Consider the following 15,649-nt stretch of genomic DNA (forward strand, 5'->3'; position numbering starts at 1 on the left):
TCGCGGCGAAATCAGCTTGCCGGACGTGGCGTCAGTCCAGCGGAATTCGATGTTGTCGCCGCGACATGATGTGCGTACGTTGTAAATCTAACAACTGTTCGAGGACCTGACCCATGGCCCTGCCGCCCGTGCTCCGTGACCGCCTGCGTCTGCCCGTGATCGCCAGCCCGCTGTTCATCATCTCGGGGCCGGACCTGGTGATCGCCCAGTGCAAGGCGGGCATCGTGGGTTCGTTCCCGGCGCTGAACGCGCGGCCGGCCTCGCTGCTCGACGAGTGGCTGCACCGGATCACCGAGGAACTGGCCGCGTGGGACCGGGATCACCCCGACACGCCCTCGGCGCCGTTCGCGGTGAACCACATCGTGCACAAGACCAACGACCGGCTGGAGCACGACCTGGAGGCCTCGACCAAGTGGAAGGCGCCGATCGTCATCACCTCGCTGGGCGCGCGCGAGGACGTGAACGCGGCGGTTCACTCCTACGGCGGCGTCGTCATGCACGACGTCATCAACGACCGCTTCGCCCGCAAGGCGGTGGAGAAGGGCGCCGACGGCCTGATCGCGGTGGCGGCCGGCGCGGGCGGCCACGCCGGGAGGCTGTCGCCCTTCGCCCTGGTGCAGGAGATCCGCCAGTGGTTCGACGGGCCGCTCGCCCTGTCGGGCTCGATCGCCAACGGCCATGCGATCCTGGGCGCCCAGGCCATGGGCGCCGACCTCGCCTACATCGGCTCGGCGTTCATCGCCACTGAGGAGGCCAACGCCGACCAGGCCTACAAGGACATGATCGTCGCCTCGTCGGCCGACGACATCGTCTATTCCAACCTCTTCACCGGCGTGCACGGCAACTACCTGGCGCCGTCGATCCGTGCCGCCGGCATGGACCCTGAGAACCTGCCGGAATCGGATCCCTCGAAGATGAACTTCGGCTCGGGCGGCAACCAGAAGGCCAAGGCCTGGCGCGACATCTGGGGCTGCGGCCAGGGGATCGGCGCCGTGAAGGACGTGCCCCCCGCGGCCGACCTCGTGGCGCGGCTGGCCGAGGAATACGAGAAGGCCAAGGCCGAGCTGGCGGAGAAGACCTCCTTCACCGCCGGCCGCGTCCTGATGGCGGCGGAGTAGCTTCCGGCGCTTCGTCCGATGGCGGACGGAATGGTATGGTCGGGTGCGCGGCGGCCCGGTATCTTCCCGCCATGCCGAATCTCCCGCGCCTCGCCCCGATCGCAGGTTTGCTGTTCGCCGCTGCAGGCCCCGTCGCCCACGCCCAGACCGTCCCCACCCGGAACGAACAGCCCACACCGATCAGCCAGGAGCAGTTCCTCGCCCTGATGGGCCGGCTGGACGCCCTGGAGAAGCGCAACGACGAGCTGGAGAAGCAGGTCTCGGCGCTCCGGGGCCAGGCCGCGGTCGCCGACAAGGCGATCGCCGAGCGGACCGCCGAGTCGAAGGTCTCGATGGCGGGCGGGCGGCCCACGTTCTCCAGCGCGGACGGGCAATTCACCGCGTCGCTGCGCGGCGTCGCCCAACTCGACGCGGCGACCTACGATCAGGATGCGCCCGGGCCGGCGGCCAGCGACTTCCGGCGCGGCTCGCTGGGCGATGCGACCGAGGCCGAGCGGGCGCGCGACCTGGCCGACGGGACCAACCTGCGCCGGGTGCGGCTGGGGATCGAAGGCAAGGCCTGGGGAGACTGGGGCTACAATATCCTGGTGGACTTCGGCGGTTCCGGCGTCGAGGAGCCGGGCCGGATCATCAGCGCCTATGTGGACTACGCAGGCCTGAAGGGCGTTCGTCTGAGAGCGGGCGCGTTCCCGCAGACCACGGGGCTCGAGGACGCCACCTCAAGCTCGTCCACCCTGTTCCTGGAACGGGCGGTCGCGGCCGAGCTGGTGCGCAACCTGGCGGGCGGCGACGGCCGCACCGGTCTGGCGGCGATGGCCAGCGGCGCGCGCTGGAGTCTGGCCGGGACCCTCACCGGCGGCGTGATCCAGAGCTCGAGTTTCGACGAGCAGACGGGCTTCATTGGCCGGGCGACCTTCGCGCCCGTGCTGACCAAGGCCACGGTCGTTCACCTGGGCGCCACCGCCAACCTGGTCTTCCAGCCGGCCGCGACGGGCGCGGACATCCCGCCGGCCGGCGCCGCGACGCCGGTGCGGCTGCGCGAGCGGCCCGAACTGCGGGTGGATGGGACGAGGCTGGTGGACACCGGCTCCATCGATGCCGACGGCGTGACGGCGCTTGGTCTGGAGCTTGGCCTCCAGCATCGGAACCTCAGCCTGCAGGGCGAGCACTTCTGGATCGACGTGGAGCGGCGAGCGGCGGGCCTGCCGGATCCGGAGTTCTCGGGCTGGTACGTGCAGGGGGCGTGGACGATCACCGGCGAGCCCCGGCGCTACAGCGCCGCGGCGGGCGGCTTCGATGCGCCGAAGGTGGAGGCGCCCTTCGACCTCGCTCGCGGGACCTGGGGCGTCTGGGAGCTGGCGGCGCGCTATTCCGACCTCGACCTCGACTATCTGGCCGGAGCGGCGGGGACGGCGCCGGTTGCGGGCGCCATCCGCGGGGGAGAGCAGAAGATCCTCACCCTGGGTCTCAACTGGTATCCGAACGGCAACGTGCGGTTCCTGGCGGACTACCAGCGCGTCGACGTGGTGCGGCTGTCGCCGGGCGGGACGGCGTTCGGCGCGGGGGGCCTGACGCCGCCGGCGGGGGCGCAGATCGGCCAAGACTACGACGTGTGGTCGATCCGGACCCAGTACGCCTTCTAGCGCGATCCGCAAAAGCGGACACCGGTCTTGCGACCAGGTGGCGCTCAAGGCTCTAGGGGAGCGCCGCGGTCAGGCGGACTCGGCCCGTCGCTCGAAGCGCTGGACCAGGCGATCACGGCTCCACAGCTCCATGCCGCGACCGTCAGCGTGGTCCAGTGCGCGCTGGGCGGCGTCGGCGTCGTCCTCGCCGTCGAACTCCACGACTCCGCGGATATGGTTCGCTTCGTCGAGGAAGTAGAGCCGGTAGTCCGTCATGACGCCCCTCTCGGTCCGCCCCTGGTCCGGCCAATGGAGCAAGCTAGCACATCCTTTGGTTGTGAGAGAAGCGCGAGTTCTACCTGATGGGCGAGCATTTCGAGCCGCGCGGCGCCTGCTGGCGCTCGGCGTGCTCGCGCAAGGTTTCGCGGGCGTCGCGGATTCGGGCGCGCACGGCGGCGATCTGGTCCTTCAGGCCGTCGGCGGCGCGCTGCGCCTCGGCTTCGGCCTCGGAATCGGTCTTGTCGGGCTTGCGCCCTTCAGAGTCGCTCATCGAGGACTTGCATCCCGATCCTGGACGCCCGGTGCATCGGACGCCGGCTCCTGAGCGGGAGGAGGCCTCCCGGCGGCGTTGCAGCTGCCCACACCGCTGAAAGGGGTTGGGTAAAGGCCTTCTCGCCAGGCTGCAAGCTGAGCCATGACTCCTTCTTGGGGCCTTTCGCCGCTTCGGGCGTTTGGCGGGAAAGGAGCGCTGGGCATGGCCCCAGCCCTCGACACCCTTCAACGCCGCTTCGCGGTCCACGCGGCCGCCGAGGCCCCGGCGTGCGCGCGCCTGGTGGACGGCGTCAGCTTCGAGGACGCCGCGCTGCACTTCCTGGAGGACAGCCATCCGGACGCCGAGGGCGAGACGGTGCAGCTCTTCGTGGAGGACTGCGAAAGCGGCGAGCGCCAGTGTTTCTGCGTCGATCTGGAGACCGGCGACGCGGCGCCCTGCGATTAGCCCCGCCTCCGGCGAACCCGAGGCGGGGCCCTTCGATCAGAGGACGCCCAGCATCTCGGCCACCAGCGGGTGGCGGACGATGTCGCGTTCGGCGAGGCGGACCACGGCGATGTTGCCGACCTCCTCCAGCCGCTCGGCGACGGGGCCGAGGCCCGAGAGCTCGGGCAGCAGGTCGGACTGGTTGGGATCGCCCGTGACCACCATGGTCGAGTGCCAGCCCAGGCGGGTCAGCAGCATCTTGAGCTGGACGTAGGTGCAGTTCTGGGCCTCGTCGATCACGACGAAGGCGTTGTTGAGCGTGCGGCCGCGCATGAAGCCCACGGGTGCGATCTCGATGGCGCCCTCGGCCATCAGGGCCCGAACCCGCTTCATCGACAGGCGGTCGGACAGCGCGTCATAGAGGGGGCGCAGGTAGGGTGCGAGCTTGTCCTCGGCGTCGCCCGGCAGGAAGCCGATGGATTCGCCGGCCTCCACCGCGGGGCGCGAGAGCACGATGCGGCCGACCCGGCCGCTCTCCAGCGCTTCCACGGCCTTGGCGATGGCCAGATAGGTCTTGCCGGTGCCGGCCGGGCCCAGGGCCATGACGAGGTTCTTGGAATCGATGGCCTCGATCAGTTCCTGCTGGCCCGGCGACTTGGCCTTGATGGTCTTGAGATAGGCCTGTTCGCGATCGTCGTTGTGATGAGCGAGCGGCGACCAGCCCCGATCGACCGGCAGCCGGCGAACCTTATCGTCCCCCTCGAACTGACCGGCGTCGAACGCGCCTTCGCGCAGCTGTCGCTTCGTGGCTCGCTTGCTCATCAAGGCCTCCTTGGGGGCAAGAAAAAAGGGCGTCCCATGCTTGGGAGCGCCCTTCGGAAACGTGGGTGAGAACGATGCGGCGGCATGCGGAGCCCGGGGGCTCGCCGGCTTGGTCCGGTCCGGGCGAAACGGCCCGGGAAAGCAACAGACTGAGCGCCATCCACTCCGTCCAGCGCGAGACGCGGAGGCGAAACCACCGCGGCGGCTTCCGGGAGGGCTTTCGCCCCCTCGAATCGCCCGACTAGAATGATCGTAACGTCCTTTCCGAGTCGTTAAACGCCCCATTCACAGAAAGCATTGAGCCGCCCAGATGAGTGTCTACAACTTAGGCAGTGTGACGCCGCAATTACCGAATGATGACGAATACTGGATTGCGCCGACCGCGGCCGTGATGGGCAACGTGGTTCTCAAGAAGAATGCGTCCGTGTGGTGGGGCGCCACCGTGCGCGGCGACAACGACCCCATCGTGATCGGCGAGGGGTCGAACGTGCAGGACGGCAGCGTGCTGCACACCGACACCGGCTGGCCGCTGACCATCGGGGCCGACGTCACCATCGGCCACATGGTGATGCTCCACGGCTGCACGATCGGGGACAACAGCCTGGTGGGGATCGGCTCGATCGTCCTGAACGGCGCGAAGATCGGGAAGAACTGCCTCATTGGCGCCAACTGCCTGATCACCGAGGGCAAGGAGATTCCCGACAACTCGCTGGTCATGGGCGCGCCCGGCAAGGTGATCCGCGAGATCAGCGACCAGCAGGCCGCCGTGATGGCGGCGGGCTCTCGCCACTACGTCGAGAACTGGAAACGGTATCGGCGGGAACTCGCCGTCGTCGCTTGACGAACGTGGCGGCGCCCCTCCCTTGATGCCCGCAAGCACAAGGGAGGACGCCATGGCCTACGAGTTCATCAAGGTGGAGCGGGAAGGACCGATCACCACCTTCATCCTGAACCGGCCCGACGTGATGAACGCGCTGCACTCGCCGGCGCACTTCGAGCTGCACGAGGCCTTCGACGCCTTCGCGGCCGACCCGGAGCAGTGGGTGGGCATCGTCACAGGCGCGGGCGACCGCGCGTTCTCGGCCGGCAACGACCTGAAGCACCAGGCCTCGGGCGGGGCGATGAAGTCGCCGCCGTCGGGCTTCGCGGGCCTGACCTCGCGATTCGACCTGACCAAGCCGCTGATCGCGGCGGTAAACGGGGTGGCGATGGGCGGCGGCTTCGAGATCGCGCTCGCCTGCGACATCATCATCGCCTCGGAGAACGCGACCTTCGCCCTGCCGGAGCCGCGCGTGGGCCTTGCGGCCCTGGCCGGCGGCCTGCACCGATTGCCGCGGGCCATCGGGGTCAAGCGGGCCATGGCCATGATCCTCACCGCCCGGCGCGTCTCGGCCGCCGAGGGCAAGGAACTGGGCTTCGTGGCCGAGGTGACCGCGCCCCAGGACCTGATGCGCACGGCGCGCGAATGGGCCAAGCAGATCTGCGAGCTTTCGCCCATGTCGATCCGGGCGTCCAAGGAAGCTGTCTACAGGGGCCTGGACGAACCCACGCTGGAGGCCGCGATCCGCGGCCAAGGCAAGTATCCGGCGGTGGCGGCGCTCTTCACCTCGGAAGACTTCAAGGAGGGGCCGATGGCCTTCGCCCAGAAGCGTCCGCCCCAATGGAAGGGCCGCTGACCGGCGGCTTGTTCCCCAACGGCAATCCCGTCACAGTCCGGCGGGACCCTGGGGGATGGACATGGCCGATATCGACGCCGGAGGCATAATCGGGGGCGCGATCCAAGGCGGCGCGGCCGCAGCCGCGGTGGATCGTCCGATAGGCGAGGCGGGCGAGGCGCATCATGCCTGCGCCGACTGCGGGACCGAGGTCGTCGGCCGCTTCTGTCACCAGTGCGGCCAGCCGGCGCACATCCACCGGACCCTGACCCACCTGGGCGAGGAGGTGCTGCACGGGGTCATGCACTTCGACAGCCGGATGTGGCGCACCCTGCCGCTGCTCGCCTTTCGGCCCGGCCGGCTGACGCGGGAGTGGGTGCACGGAAAGCGCTCGCGCTACGTCTCGCCGCTGGCCATGTTCCTGTTCACGGTCTTCGTCATGTTCATGGGCCTGAGCTACATGCCGGCCAAGGAGAAGGCGCCCCTGCCGCCGGCGCAGCAGGCCCTCGTGCAACGGCTCGCCGACCAGATCGGCAAGGTGCGGGAGGCCGAGGCCAAGGTGCTGACGGCCAAGACGCCGGAGGCGCGCGCCGAGGCCGAGGCGAAGGCGACGGCCGAACGACAGGAGCTGGAGACGATCAGCGCCCAGCTCAACGCCATGGACGTCCCCCAAGACGCCGGCTTCGACTGGAAGGACGAGATCCGCCGCCGCGCGACGGCCGGGGACCTCAACATGAACCTGGAGAACAAGGCGCTGGAGGCCAAGATCCGGCACAAGCTCGAGAACCCGGAGCTGGCGCTCTACAAGCTGCAGCAGGCGTTCTACAAATTCTCGTTCCTGCTGATCCCCATCTCCATCCCCTTCGTGGCGCTGCTGTTCCTGTGGAAGCGGGGCTTCACGCTCTACGACCACGGGGTTTTCGTCCTCTACTCGCTGACCTTCATGTCGATGCTGGTCATGGTCACGGCCGTTGCCACCCGGATCGGCGGGATCACCTCGGCGCTGGTGTGGATGGCCGCCCCCTTCGCCGTGCCCGCGCACATGTTCTTCCAGCTCAAGGGCGCCTACGGCCTGGGGACGTTCTCGGCCCTCTGGCGGACCTGGTTCCTGCTGTGGTTCTGCGCATTCGCGCTGTTGCTCTTCGTGGCGGCGGTGACGATCCTGTCGGCCTGACCTCGCGGCACGCTTGCGCAAACGTGACGCCTGCGTCAGGTTCGCCGGCAATCGCATAAGGTTAAGGGAAGAGCGCCCGTGGAACGGTACGACTACATCATCATCGGCGCGGGCTCGGCCGGCTGCGTGCTGGCGAACCGGCTGACCGAGGACGGGACGACCAGGGTCCTGCTGCTGGAAGCCGGCGGCAAGGACGCCTCGCTTCTGGTGCGGATGCCCGCGGGCGTGGGCGCGCTGATCGGCAAGCCGGGCCCGTACAACTGGGGCTTCTGGACCGAGGAAGAGCCGAACCTCGACAACCGCCGCCTCTGGTGGCCGCGGGGCAAGGGCTGGGGCGGCTCGTCGTCGATCAATGGCATGATCTACATCCGCGGCCACGCGCGCGACTACGACCAGTGGCGGCAGATGGGGCTGGCGGGCTGGGGCTACGCCGACGTCCTGCCCTACTTCAAGCGCTCCGAGACCTTCGAGGGCGGCGCCGACGCCTGGCACGGCGGCGAGGGGCCGCTGCACGTTTCCAAGGCCGCGTCGCCGAACCCGATCTACAAGGCGGCCATCGAGGCCGGCGCCCAGGCGGGCCACAAGGTCACCGGCGACTTCAACGGCTACCAGCAGGAAGGCTGGGGCCCCTATCAGATGACCATCAAGGACGGACAGCGGTGGAGCGCGGCGCGCGGCTACCTGCATCCGGTCCTCAACCGACCGAACCTGACCTGCCTGACCGGCGCGCGCACGACGCGGGTGCTGGTGGAGAACGGCCGGGCCGTGGGCGTCGAGGTGGTGGAGGGCAAGCAGCCCGCGCGGGCCATCTACGCCGACGCCGAGGTGATCGTGGCCGCGGGCGCGGTGCAGTCGCCGCACATCCTGCAGCTCTCGGGCATCGGCGACCCCGACGCCCTCGGCAAGCACGGGATCAAGGCGATCCACGCGCTGAAGGGCGTCGGCGCCAACCTCCAGGACCACCTGGACGCCTGCCTGTCGTGGGAGTGCCCCAAGCCGATCACGATCTATTCGATGCGCAAGGGGGTGAAGCAGCTCTTCGTCGGCCTGAACTACATGCTCTTCAACAAGGGCATCGGGCGGGAGAATTTCCTGGAGAGCGGCGCCTTCCTGCGCTCGCGGCCCGACCTGGACCGGCCGGACCTGCAGATCCACACCGTGCTGGCCATCATGCAGGACCACGGCAAGGTGCAGGTGAACAAGGACGGCTTCACCTTCCACGTCTGCCAGCTTCGGCCCGAGAGCCGGGGCAAGGTGGGTCTCAAGTCCGCCGACCCGTTCGCCGATCCCGCGATCTTCGCCAACTACCTCTCGACCGAGGAAGACCGCCGCGCCATGCGCGAGGGCGTGAAGATGATGCGCGACGTGGCCGCCCAGGCGGCGCTCGATCCCTATCGCGGGCCGGAATACTCGCCGGGCAAGGACGTGAAGACCGACGCCGAGATCGACGCCTGGATCCGTCGCAGCGCCGAGACGATCTACCATCCCGTGGGCACCTGCCGCATGGGCGCGGCGGGCGACGCCATGGCGGTGGTGGACGGTGAATGCCGCGTCCAGGGCCTGTCCGGCCTGCGTGTCGTTGACGCCTCGGTGATGCCGACCCTGATCGGCGGCAACACCAACGCCCCCACGATTATGATCGCCGAGAAGATCTCGGACGCCATCCGCGGCAAGGCCTACCTGCCGGCGGACGACGCGCCCGTGTACGGCGACGAGAAGGCGGCGGCCTAAGGGGCCGCGGCGGCGCCCGCCGCCGGCCGCACCTCGATCCGGAAGGCGGTTTCGTCCTTCAGCCAGGCCTGGGCCGCGCGGCGGACGTCGGCGGCCGTGACCTTCCGCGTCCCCGGCAGGGTCTGGCGGATGGCGTCGAGCCGGCGCGGATCGGCCTGGGCGCCCGAGAGTTCGCCCAGCCAGTACTGGTTGGTGAGCTGGGCCTTCTGCAGGCGCTCAAGGCGCGGGGCCTTGGCTCGGGCGAGCTCGTCGGCTGCCGGTTCCTTGGCCTTCAGGTTCGCGACGATCCTGGCCACGTCGTCGAAGAACGACGGCAGCTTCCCGGGCGGCACCTCGACGCTGGCGGCGAGGTAGCCCCAGCCCGGCCAGACCAGGCTGTGGGTCACGCCCACGTTCGGCGAATAGGTCGCGCCCTGGGCTTCGCGCAGTTCGTCGAGCAGGCGCAGCTTCAGGACCTCGCCCAGCACGGCGGTCTCGCGGGCCTGCTGGGGATTGGCGAAGTAGTCGGCGGTCGGCCAGGCGATGAGTCCTATGGACTGGTCGGCCCGCCCCTTGTGGGTGAGCACGACCGGAGCGCCGCCGCCCTTGGGGAAGGCCACCTTGCGGGCGTTCTCGGGAACGGGTCGGGGCTCGGGCCTGGGCGGCAGGGCGCCGAAGGTGGCGGCCACGGCGGCGATGGCGTCGTCCACGGTCACGTCGCCGACCACCAGCACCTCGACCGGCCCGGCCTCCACGTGCGGCAGCACTGCGCCGGTCAGGTCGTCGAGCCTCGCCCCGGCGATCTCCTGCTGGCTCGGGAAGGTCCAGCGGCGGTCGCCGGCGTGGAGCAGGCCGGGGAGGTCGCGGTTGAGCACCCCGCCATCGGTGGATTCCAGCTGGTCGTGCGCGGTCTGGTAGGCGGCCTTCAGCCGCGTGAACGCCTCTTCCCTGAGGCCCGGTTCGGAGAGGTAGGCCGCGAGCACCTGGAGTTGGGTCGGCAGGTCGCCGGTGCGGGTCGAGCCAGTGAAGGCGAAGGTGTCGTCCGTGAGGCCGAACCGGGCGCCATAGACCTTGGCCGCCAGGACCCGCTCCATGTCGTCGGTGTCGATCTTCTTGAGCCCGCCCTCGATCCAGGCGTTGGCGAGCCAGGCGGGGCTCTGCCGGTCGGACGGCAGGTCCAGGAGGCCGTCGCCGACGTTCACGCGCACCAGCACCTCGTCGTCGCGGAACCGCGTCGGCTTGACGGTCAGGCGGACGCCGTTTTCGAAGCGGACGAAGGTGGTCCCGAGGTCGGCGATCTCGCGGCGCTCCGCGACCTTGCCGGCCGGGCCGAAGCTCTCGTAGGGCCAGCTCACGGCCGAGGCGGCTTCCGGCGGTGAGACCGGCCGGGCGCGCGAAGCCTCGAACGTGGCGAGCAGGGTCTTCTCGCCGCCGTCCACCGGTCTGGGCGTGGCCATGAAGACCAGCGGGCCCTGGCCCTGGAAGACCGTCTTGAGGGCGGTGGAGACGGTCTCGGCCTTCAGGTCCTTCACCACGTTCTCGAAGAAGGCGAGTTCGTCGGCCGGCGAGGTGACCACCTGGTCGTCGGCGAGGGAATTCACGATCTCATTGGCGAGCTCGACCTGCCGGCGGGTGGCGGCGCCGGCGGCGGCGGCCCGAAGCAGGGCCCGCATCTCCTCGATCTCCCGGTCGAGCTCGGCCTGGGAGACGCCGTACTGGACGGCGCGACGCTGCTCCTGCTCGGCGGCGGCCATCGCCTCGGCCCAGCGGGCCGGCTCGGCGTTGACGCTGACGAGGGCGATCTCGGCCTCGTCCTCCTGCTGGAACTGGTAGGCCACGGCGCCGATGAACGGCGGATCGGCGGCGCGCGCGATGGTGGCGTAGCGGCGGTTCAGGATCGCGAGACCCAGGTTCTCGATGAGGTCGCGGCGACGCTTGGCCCGGGTGTCCGGCGCGTGGTCGGGCGGCGAGATCCAGGCGACCTGCAGCGAAAGCTGGGCGCCGGGCTCCAGAACCAGCTTCGCCTCCGGACCGCGCGGCTGGACGCGGCCTTCGGACGGCGGGACCCCGGCCGGGCCCTCGCCCTGCCAGTCCGCGAACCGCGCGCGGATCTTCGCCTCCATGGCGTCCACATCGAAGTCGCCCACGGCGACGAACACCGCCCGCTCCGGCCGGTACCAGCGGCGGTAGAAGTCGGCGATTTCCGAGGCCGGCGCGGTCCTCAGCACCTCGACCTTGCCGATCGGCATGCGGGTGGGCAGGCGCTGCCCCTTCAGCCAGAAGGCCAGGCGCTCCTTCACGACCCGATAGCCGGGCGTGTCGCGGGCGCGCTCCTCCGACAGCACCACCCCGCGCTCGCGGTCCACGGCGTCCGGATCGATGCTGAGGTTCGAGGCCGCCTCGCGCATCAGCATCAGCGACGTTTCGACCGTCTCCGCGTCGGTGCGCGGCAGGTCGAGCATGTAGGTGGTCTCGGAGAAGCCGGTGGAGGCGTTGGTGTCCGGCCCGAAGGCCAGGCCCAGGCGCTCCAGCATCTTGAGCATCTCGCCTTCCTTCACGCCCTTCGAGCCGTTGAAGGCCATGTGCTCAAGGAAGTGGGCGAGGCCCTGCTGGGCGTCGGTCTCGTCCAGGGAGCCGGCGTCGAACCACAGGCGGAAGGCGCCCTGGCCGGCGGGAATCGACTGCTTGCGGATGGCGTAGCGCATGCCGTTGGGCAGGACGCCGAAGCGGATGTCCGGATCGGCGCGGAGATCCGAGGCGGCCTGAGGCCAGGCGGCGGGCCCGACGGAGGCCTGGGTATGCGGTGAGGCCGCGGCGGCCGGCAAGACGGCGCAGAGCAGCGCGGCCGCGGAGACGAGCGCCGCGCGCAGGGGACGGTTCATTCGCAATGTCTCGGGAAATCCTTCAAGGCCGGGCCACCATCGCGGAGCCCGGCGGCGGCGGCAAGGCGCAAGCTAGGCGGCATTCGGGACGGCGGTTCGCCTCACCGCTCGCTTCGGGCCCAAAGACCGCTTACATGGGGGCGATGGACGCCGCCCTATTCGAAGCGCCCGCGGACGGCGGTCCGCGCCTGCCGAATCCGCATCAGCCGGGTTCACGCCGGGCGCCGGAGCCGGTGTTCAACGCGCCCTGGATCGTCCTGCTGCTCACCGCCGTGATCGTCGGCGGCTACGCCTGGCAGAGCCGGTTCCCGCTGGATTCGGTGGCGCTGTCCTACGCCTTCTCGCCGGCGATGCTGGGGGAGGGGCGCTGGGAACGGCTCGTCACGTCCCTGTTCGTGCATGGCAACTGGATGCACGCGCTGATGAACGCCGGCTTCGCACTGGCCTTCGGAACCCCGGTGGCGCGCCAGCTCCGGGCCGACCGCGCCGGCGGCGCGCTGGTGTTCGTTCTCTTCTATCTGGTCTGCGGGGCGCTCTCGAGCCTGGGCTATGCGGCGCTGCACCCCGGCGGGCAGGCGGCGCTGGTCGGCGCCTCGGGCGCGGTGTCGGGCCTGATGGGCGCGGCGGCGCGGCTGATGGGCGGCCATGGACGGCTGGGGCCAATCTTCTCCCGCACGGTCCTCGGCATGGGGGCGGTGTGGTTCGCGATCAACGCCGCCATCGGCCTCCTGGGCTCGGGCCTGCTGCCCGGGACCGAGGGGGCGGGCGTGGCCTGGGAGGCCCACATCGCGGGCTTCATCGCCGGCGCGGTGGCCTTCGGACCCTTCGTCCGGCTCGCGCAACGGGCCTGAAGTCCGGCCTGACCGGCCCTTCACGCGTGCGTGACCCGCGCGCCCACGGCATTGAAAAGCCAGTCGTTCTGCGCAACGCTGTTATCTCAAGGAAACGGGAATGGAGAGGCCCATGCTGGTCTCGCAGATCCTAAGGTCCAAGGGCGACACGGTGTTCACGACCCGCCCGACCGAGACGGTGGCGGAGGTGGCGGGCCTGCTGCACGCCCGCGGCGTCGGGGCCCTGGTGGTGCTGGACTCCGATCGGGTGGTCGGCATCGTCTCCGAACGCGACATCGTCCGCGCCGTGGCCGAACGGGGGCAGGCGGCGCTCGCCCGGCCGGTCTCGGACTTCATGACCGCCAACGTGCTGTTCGCAGAGCCCGGCGAGACGGTGGACGGCCTGCTCGGCCGCATGACCGACCGGCGGATCCGCCACCTGCCGGTCTGCCGCAACGAACGGCTGGTGGGCATCGTCTCGATCGGCGACCTGGTGAAGTCGAAGATCTCCGAGGTGGAGGCCGAGGCCGACGGCCTGAAGGCCTATATCGCGGCAAGCTGAGGGATACCCTCCGACGGAGGGCTGGAAGCCGGCTGCCCGCCGGCGAAAGGGCGGGGAAGGACACGCGAACCTTCCCCGCCCGTTTCCTGTGCGGCCGAAATATTCCTATTTTGTTCTTAACCCCGGGGGCGGTCCGGGGCTAGATTGTCCGCTCGGCAACGTGCGGGCGAGGGAGATGGACATGACTGGCCGGAGTGGCGCGGGACCGGCGCGAGGGCGTGGCCTGGACGACCGACGTGACGAGTATTCTTTGACTTTGCGCGAGCACATGGAGCTCGCGAAGGCGCCCAAGCTTCAGCGCGGCGTTAGCCAACAATCACCCATTTCGCCCGGTGAAATTCCTCGAATGGCGGCCAACTACGTGGGCAAGGGGTGGAATGCGCCCAATACACTGTTTGGTTTGGCGTATGGCGGCGCAGGTCACGTTGCGGGGGAGTTGAACCGTCTGCGGTCCGGCGATCAACCAAATCCACGGATTCGACTTGGCCATAACGCCGTGGAATTCATCAATAATCCCGGCGGTGGCGTCAGCGCGGTCACGCTTGGCAACGCAACAGTCCACCATGACGATCCCTACGCGAAACGCGATCCCGCCTATATGGCGCACGAGGAAGCCCACACTCGACAAGGCGAGCTGCTGGGGCCGTTTTACTTGCCCTCAAACATCCTCGGCGGGCTGAGCGCGCTGGCTTTGGATCGGGATAGCCGCGGGCGACCCGACTGGCATGGTCCACACAACTGGAATGAGCGCGGGCCCCAAGGTACGCCGCCCCGCCCTTGGCCGCCGAAATGAAGGCTTTCCTGGTCGGTGCGAGTCTGGTGCTCACCGGCTGTTACGACGTGTTTCCCAATCTCACCGTCGTGAACGCAGCGGGAATCCCCGTCACGCTCGTGAAGGAACGCCGGGACGCCGATCCGGAGAGGGTGCGGGTCGGCCCCGGCGTGGAGTCGCGGCCGGTCTTTCCCTATTTGCCCGACTTCGTGATCGAGGCGAACGGGTGCGTCTATCGCTACCTCCTACCGGAGATGGATGTGAACCATCCCTGGCGGACTTCGGACGACGCCGGGCGGTCCGTTCCCGACTAAGGCAGTTCCTATCCGGTCAGGCTGCAGCTGGGGCGGGACTTCAGCCTGAACCCGCTGAGCGTGGAGGCGAGGGGGATCGAACCCGAGGGCGCGCTGAAGTCAGATCAGGGCCACGGCTTCCCGGTGAAACCGGCCTCGGTCAGCTGCGGATAGGGGCGGAGAGATGATGATGCGCCGGGCCGCCGTGCTGATGCTCGCGATGACCGCAGCCGTGATGCTCGGGTCATGCAGCTCGCCGGGCTATCTCCACGTCCTGAACGGTTCGGGCGCGCCGATCACCCTGCGGTTGGCGCCCTACTATGTCCATCCGACGTCGGTCACGGTGAAGCCCGGCGGATGGGCCCGGATCATAAGGTTCAGGTTGCCGCTTCCGGGACCGACCGTCCTGGCGCGGGGGTGCGCCTATACCTACGACCTTCCCACCGTGCCGCCCGGCCATCCGTTCGACGCCGGAATCGACGAACTGGTGCAGGTGAATCCGGACCATTCGGCGATGGCGCTGCCGCCCCGCGCTCGCGCCGTCATGCCAGTCGAGGCGCTGGAGGACCGTCAGCCGCCGGGCTTTCCCGTGCGGCCAATTTCCGTCAGCTGCGGTCAGGCCAGCGCGGAGGCCGCGGGATTCGCGGCGCCGGTGCGGGCCGCGTCGGCCAGGCTGTAGCCTTCCAGAATCTCGGCGGTCGCGTCGCGGGCGCGGGCCAGCGCCTCGCGCAGGGTGCAGGCCAGGAGGTCGGGGCAGTCGGCGCACTTGCGGAAGCCCAGGCGAGGGGAGACGCACGGCGCCAGCGCCAGGGGGCCGTCGATGATGCGGATGATCTCGGCGAAGGCGATCTCCCCGGCCGGACGGGCGAGGACGTAGCCGCCGAACTTGCCGCGGCGGCTGATCACCACCTGGTTGCGCGACAGCTCGAGCAGGATGGCTTCCAGGAACTTGCGCGGCGCGCCGGCGCGCAGGGACAGCTCGCCGGCCGAGAGCTGGGCGCCCCCGGCGCGGGCCAGCTCGACCAGGGCCCGCAGGCCGTACCTGGCCTTCTGCGACAGCATCTCGCCACCTCCGGGCTCCTTGTGGCGGGCGCGAGCGCCCCGCGCAAGGAATAGGGCGCAAGGAGGCGGCGAGAGGAGGCGGCGAGAGGAGGGGCGCCGCGCCAGGCTGTCGCACCTTCTTATGGAGGAGGCGCGGAGGCCCCGTCTCGGGAGCCGTGCGGAGGCCCGCCC

17 protein-coding genes are annotated in these 15,649 nt (G+C 69.7%); 12 read left to right on the forward strand and 5 right to left on the reverse strand.

The genetic code is table 11. The annotated features are described in order from the left end of the window. Nucleotides 1-113: 113 nt before the first annotated feature. Together ACK4TT_RS10190 and ACK4TT_RS10195 are read left to right on the forward strand one after the other, a co-directional pair. Nucleotides 114-1,118, forward strand: a complete 1,005-nt coding sequence (locus ACK4TT_RS10190; protein WP_409642065.1) for an NAD(P)H-dependent flavin oxidoreductase — start codon at nucleotides 114-116, stop codon at nucleotides 1,116-1,118. A 107-nt stretch (nucleotides 1,119-1,225) separates the two neighbouring features. Beyond that, on the forward strand, nucleotides 1,226-2,761 hold the full coding sequence (locus ACK4TT_RS10195) for an OprO/OprP family phosphate-selective porin (RefSeq protein WP_410212942.1): 1,536 nt from the start codon (nucleotides 1,226-1,228) through the stop codon (nucleotides 2,759-2,761). A gap of 69 nt (nucleotides 2,762-2,830) precedes the next feature. Here the strand turns inward: ACK4TT_RS10195 and ACK4TT_RS10200 are convergent, their stop codons facing one another. Together ACK4TT_RS10200 and ACK4TT_RS10205 are read right to left on the reverse strand one after the other, a co-directional pair. Next, entirely contained in the window at nucleotides 2,831-3,016 is a 186-nt protein-coding gene (locus tag ACK4TT_RS10200) for a hypothetical protein (RefSeq protein ID WP_409642059.1), read from the reverse strand. A gap of 79 nt (nucleotides 3,017-3,095) precedes the next feature. Continuing rightward, entirely contained in the window at nucleotides 3,096-3,290 is a 195-nt protein-coding gene (locus tag ACK4TT_RS10205; RefSeq protein WP_409642057.1) for a hypothetical protein, read from the reverse strand. A 204-nt stretch (nucleotides 3,291-3,494) separates the two neighbouring features. On the opposite strand from ACK4TT_RS10205, the gene ACK4TT_RS10210 reads away from it, so the two are divergent. Continuing rightward, nucleotides 3,495-3,737 carry a DUF5961 family protein gene (locus ACK4TT_RS10210; RefSeq protein WP_409642054.1) on the forward strand — a complete coding sequence of 81 codons (243 nt, stop codon included), beginning with the start codon at nucleotides 3,495-3,497 and terminating at the stop codon, nucleotides 3,735-3,737. Between the two features lie 36 nt (nucleotides 3,738-3,773). On the opposite strand, the gene ACK4TT_RS10215 is transcribed toward ACK4TT_RS10210, so the two are convergent. Further along, nucleotides 3,774-4,538, reverse strand: coding sequence for a PhoH family protein (locus ACK4TT_RS10215; protein WP_410212943.1), 765 nt, complete (start codon nucleotides 4,536-4,538; stop codon nucleotides 3,774-3,776). Nucleotides 4,539-4,848: 310 nt separating this feature from the next. Between ACK4TT_RS10215 and ACK4TT_RS10220 the strand changes: the two genes are divergently transcribed. From ACK4TT_RS10220 to ACK4TT_RS10235, 4 genes are all read left to right on the forward strand, one after another. Beyond that, complete coding sequence (locus ACK4TT_RS10220; protein WP_410212944.1) at nucleotides 4,849-5,379, forward strand: gamma carbonic anhydrase family protein; 531 nt, start codon at nucleotides 4,849-4,851, stop codon at nucleotides 5,377-5,379. Nucleotides 5,380-5,431: 52 nt separating this feature from the next. Then, a complete protein-coding gene (locus tag ACK4TT_RS10225; RefSeq protein WP_409642045.1) occupies nucleotides 5,432-6,214 on the forward strand; it encodes an enoyl-CoA hydratase-related protein in 783 nt (260 codons plus the stop codon). A 127-nt stretch (nucleotides 6,215-6,341) separates the two neighbouring features. Beyond that, a complete protein-coding gene (locus ACK4TT_RS10230; protein ID WP_409642042.1) occupies nucleotides 6,342-7,367 on the forward strand; it encodes a DUF3667 domain-containing protein in 1,026 nt (341 codons plus the stop codon). A gap of 78 nt (nucleotides 7,368-7,445) precedes the next feature. Further along, entirely contained in the window at nucleotides 7,446-9,098 is a 1,653-nt protein-coding gene (locus ACK4TT_RS10235) for a choline dehydrogenase (protein ID WP_409642039.1), read from the forward strand. Here ACK4TT_RS10235 and ACK4TT_RS10240 read toward each other — a convergent pair. Beyond that, entirely contained in the window at nucleotides 9,095-11,959 is a 2,865-nt protein-coding gene (locus tag ACK4TT_RS10240) for a M16 family metallopeptidase (RefSeq protein ID WP_410212945.1), read from the reverse strand. The two genes, ACK4TT_RS10235 and ACK4TT_RS10240, sit on opposite strands and share 4 nt — an antisense overlap. Nucleotides 11,960-12,192: 233 nt before the next feature. Between ACK4TT_RS10240 and ACK4TT_RS10245 the strand changes: the two genes are divergently transcribed. From ACK4TT_RS10245 to ACK4TT_RS10265, 5 genes are all read left to right on the forward strand, one after another. Further along, nucleotides 12,193-12,810, forward strand: coding sequence for a rhomboid family intramembrane serine protease (locus ACK4TT_RS10245; protein ID WP_410212946.1), 618 nt, complete (start codon nucleotides 12,193-12,195; stop codon nucleotides 12,808-12,810). Nucleotides 12,811-12,922: 112 nt separating this feature from the next. Then, entirely contained in the window at nucleotides 12,923-13,351 is a 429-nt protein-coding gene (locus ACK4TT_RS10250; protein WP_410212972.1) for a CBS domain-containing protein, read from the forward strand. Nucleotides 13,352-13,619: 268 nt separating this feature from the next. After that, nucleotides 13,620-14,144, forward strand: a complete 525-nt coding sequence (locus ACK4TT_RS10255; RefSeq protein ID WP_410212947.1) for a hypothetical protein — start codon at nucleotides 13,620-13,622, stop codon at nucleotides 14,142-14,144. Then, nucleotides 14,141-14,437 (forward strand): hypothetical protein, encoded by a 297-nt coding sequence (locus ACK4TT_RS10260; protein ID WP_410212948.1) that lies wholly within the window; start codon nucleotides 14,141-14,143, stop codon nucleotides 14,435-14,437. Before ACK4TT_RS10255 ends, ACK4TT_RS10260 begins: the two co-directional genes overlap by 4 nt. A gap of 169 nt (nucleotides 14,438-14,606) precedes the next feature. Then, nucleotides 14,607-15,095 (forward strand): hypothetical protein, encoded by a 489-nt coding sequence (locus ACK4TT_RS10265; RefSeq protein ID WP_410212949.1) that lies wholly within the window; start codon nucleotides 14,607-14,609, stop codon nucleotides 15,093-15,095. Here the strand turns inward: ACK4TT_RS10265 and ACK4TT_RS10270 are convergent. Beyond that, nucleotides 15,032-15,478 carry an RrF2 family transcriptional regulator gene (locus ACK4TT_RS10270; RefSeq protein WP_410212950.1) on the reverse strand — a complete coding sequence of 149 codons (447 nt, stop codon included), beginning with the start codon at nucleotides 15,476-15,478 and terminating at the stop codon, nucleotides 15,032-15,034. The two genes, ACK4TT_RS10265 and ACK4TT_RS10270, sit on opposite strands and share 64 nt — an antisense overlap. Between the last annotated feature and the right edge of the window lie 171 nt (nucleotides 15,479-15,649).

Source organism: Phenylobacterium sp. (assembly GCF_046463815.1).
GTDB lineage: Bacteria > Pseudomonadota > Alphaproteobacteria > Caulobacterales > Caulobacteraceae > Phenylobacterium.